2 protein-coding genes are annotated in these 3,013 nt (G+C 59.3%); both read right to left on the bottom strand.

The window, feature by feature from the left end; all coding sequences use genetic code 11:
* Positions 1–1,893, bottom strand: a 1,893-nt coding sequence (locus tag RTY00_RS22830) for an efflux RND transporter permease subunit (RefSeq protein ID WP_312666454.1), incomplete at its 3' end; no start/stop codon positions are given.
* Positions 1,894–1,911: 18 nt separating this feature from the next.
* Positions 1,912–3,012 carry an efflux RND transporter periplasmic adaptor subunit gene (locus tag RTY00_RS22825; RefSeq protein WP_312666452.1) on the bottom strand — a complete coding sequence of 367 codons (1,101 nt, stop codon included), beginning with the start codon at positions 3,010–3,012 and terminating at the stop codon, positions 1,912–1,914.
* Position 3,013: the final 1 nt, after the last annotated feature.

Here is a 3,013-nt window from a genome sequence, read left to right as displayed (position 1 = left end):
ATTTGGCGTGTTGGTGAACTGCAACGCATTCAGACCGGGGAAGGCGACCGAATAAGCCACGCCTTCGGTGTTCATGCCGATTTCGCTCATCTTGCGAATCACTTCATCGGTACGAGCCAGCGATGAACCTTCCGGCATCTTCACGCCGCCAATCAGATAGAGCTTATCCTGGGTCGGAATAAAGCCGCCCGGCACGGTATGGAACATAAAGCCCGCACCGGCCAGCAGCAGCACGTACACGCCGAACACCGCACCACGACGACGCAAGGTTTTACCCACCAGCGATTCATAGCCATCCGAACTGCGCTGGAAGAAGCGGTTAAACGGACGGAACAGCCAGCCGAGCAGGCGATCGATGATGCGCGTCGGCATATCCTTCGCGGCATCATGTGGCTTCAGCAGCAGCGCTGCCAGCGCCGGGGACAGCGTCAGCGAGTTGATGGCGGAGATCACCGTTGAAATGGCAATCGTCACTGCAAACTGCTTATAGAACTGACCGGTAACGCCCGACAGGAACGCCATCGGCACGAACACCGCACACAGCACCAGCGCGATGGCGATAATCGGCCCAGACACTTCACGCATCGCCTGATGCGCCGCCGCCGTCGGCGATAAGCCTTGCTCGATATTACGTTCGACGTTCTCCACCACCACGATGGCGTCATCCACCACGATACCGATCGCCAATACCAGTCCGAACAAACTCAAGGTATTGAGCGAGAAGCCAAGCAGATAGAGGATGCTGAAGGTACCGACCACCGAAACCGGCACCGCCAGCAGCGGGATGATCGACGCGCGCCAGGTTTGCAGGAACAGAATCACCACCAGCACCACCAACACAATCGCTTCGAACAGCGTTTGCACCACGGCACGGATCGAATCACGTACGAACACCGTTGGATCGTACGGCGCGGCCCACTGCACATCGTCCGGGAAGCGGGTTGCCAGTTCAGCCATTTTGTCGCGCACCGCATTCGACAGGTCGATAGCATTGGCGCCCGGCGCCTGGAAGATACCAATACCCACCGCATCTTTGTTGTTCAGCTGCGAACGCAACGCGTAGCTGCCGGAACCCATCTCAATGCGCGCCACATCACGCAGGCGCACCAGCGTGCCGTCGTCGGCGGTTTTCAGGATGATATTGCCGAACTGTTCTTCGCTCTCCAGACGACCTTGGGTGTTGATCGACAGCAGGAAATCGCTCTGTTTTTTCAGCGGCTCTGCGCCAAGCTGACCGGCAGAAACCTGCACGTTCTGCTCCTGCATCGCGCTGACCACATCGGACGCGGTCAAGCCACGCGCCGCCACTTTATTGGGATCGAGCCAGACGCGCATCGCGTACTCACCGGCCCCGAAGATCTGAATCTGACCCACGCCCGGCAGGCGCGCCAGCTCATCTTTCACCTTCAAGGTGGCGTAGTTACGCAGATAGAGCGAATCGTACTTGCCGTGTGGCGAGAACATATGCACCACCAGCGTCAGCGTCGGCGACATCTTCTGCGTGGTGAGGCCGAGTTGTCGTACCTCTTCCGGCAGACGCGCTTCGGCCTGCGCCACACGGTTCTGTACCTGAACCTGCGCCTGATCCGGATCGGTGCCTGGACGGAAGGTCACGGTGGTGACCAGCACGCCATCAGAACCGGCCACAGATTTCATGTACATCATGTTTTCTACCCCGTTGATGGCTTCTTCCAGCGGCGTCGCCACGGAATCTGCTATCACTTTGGGGTTAGCGCCAGGATATTCCGCGCGCACCTGCACGCTCGGTGGCACCACATTGGGATATTCACTGATCGGCAGCAGCGGAATGGCGATCAATCCGGTGGTAAAGATCAAAATCGACAGCACCGCGGCGAAGATCGGTCGGTCGATAAAAAAGCGGGAGAAATCCATAAAAGGCAGTCTCGAAGGTTATTGAGCGGAGCGCATCGCCACCGGTTGGGCGGTCACCGGCATGCCAGGCATAAAGACTTTCTGCAAGCCGTTTACGATCACCTTGTCGCCGGGTTTCAGGCCTTGCTGCACAATGCGCAGGCCATCGGCTAAATCACCGGCCTGAATATCGCGGCGCTGGGCTTTACCCTGGGCATCGACCACGTAAACGTACTTACGATCCTGATCGGTGAGCACGGCTTTATCGTCGATTAACAGGGCGGTGAAGTCGGCGCTGCCCGGCAGGCGTACGCGTGCAAACAGGCCCGGTGTGAACTGACGCTGCTGATTATCCAGCGAGGCGCGCATGCGGATGGTGCCGGTGCTGGCGGTCAGTTGGTTATCGAGGAAATCCACGGTGCCGCGATGCGGAAAACCCTCTTCGCCAGTCAGCGCCACTTCCACCGGCAGCGATCCGCGATTTTCGCCTTTACGCGCCATCGCCTGATAATGCAGATAGGTAGCTTCATCGACGTCGAAGTAGACGTACATGCGATCCTGCGACACTAACGTGGTCAGCACGCTGGCGCTGTCACCGGCGGTAACTAAGTTGCCGGTGGTGATCATCGCGCGGCTGGCGCGACCTTCAATCGGCGCGGTGACGCGGGTGAAATCGAGGTTCAGCTGCGCCATATCCACCGCCGCCTGTGCCGACAGCACATTGGCCTGCGCCTGATTAGCCGCCGAGCGACGCTGTTCCCACTCTTCGCGTGACACCACATTGGTGCCGATCAGTTTATCGGTACGTGCCGATTCACTGCGGGCCAGCGTGGCCTGGCTGCGCGCGTTGGCGAGTTCGGCTTGCGCCTGCTCGAGCGTGGCGCGGTAGGTGCGATCGTCAATGGTGAACAGCACCTGACCTTTTTTCACCTCGTCGCCTTCGCGATAATTGACCTGATCGATATAGCCGGAAACGCGCGGCCGCAGCTGCACGCTCTGCACCGCTTCGAAACGGCCATTGAAGCTATCCCATTGGCTGACTTTCTGCTCTACCACCTGCGCGACACTTACTTCGGGCGGCGGCGGTGAGGCGTTTTGCGCCACCCCGCGATCACAACCGGCCAGCAGGCTTCCCAGCAAC

This window comes from Pantoea sp. CTOTU49201 (assembly GCF_032054795.1).
GTDB lineage: Bacteria > Pseudomonadota > Gammaproteobacteria > Enterobacterales > Enterobacteriaceae > Pantoea > Pantoea symbiotica.
Note: the sequence above shows the minus strand (reverse complement) of the source record. Positions and strands in the feature narration are given on the sequence as shown.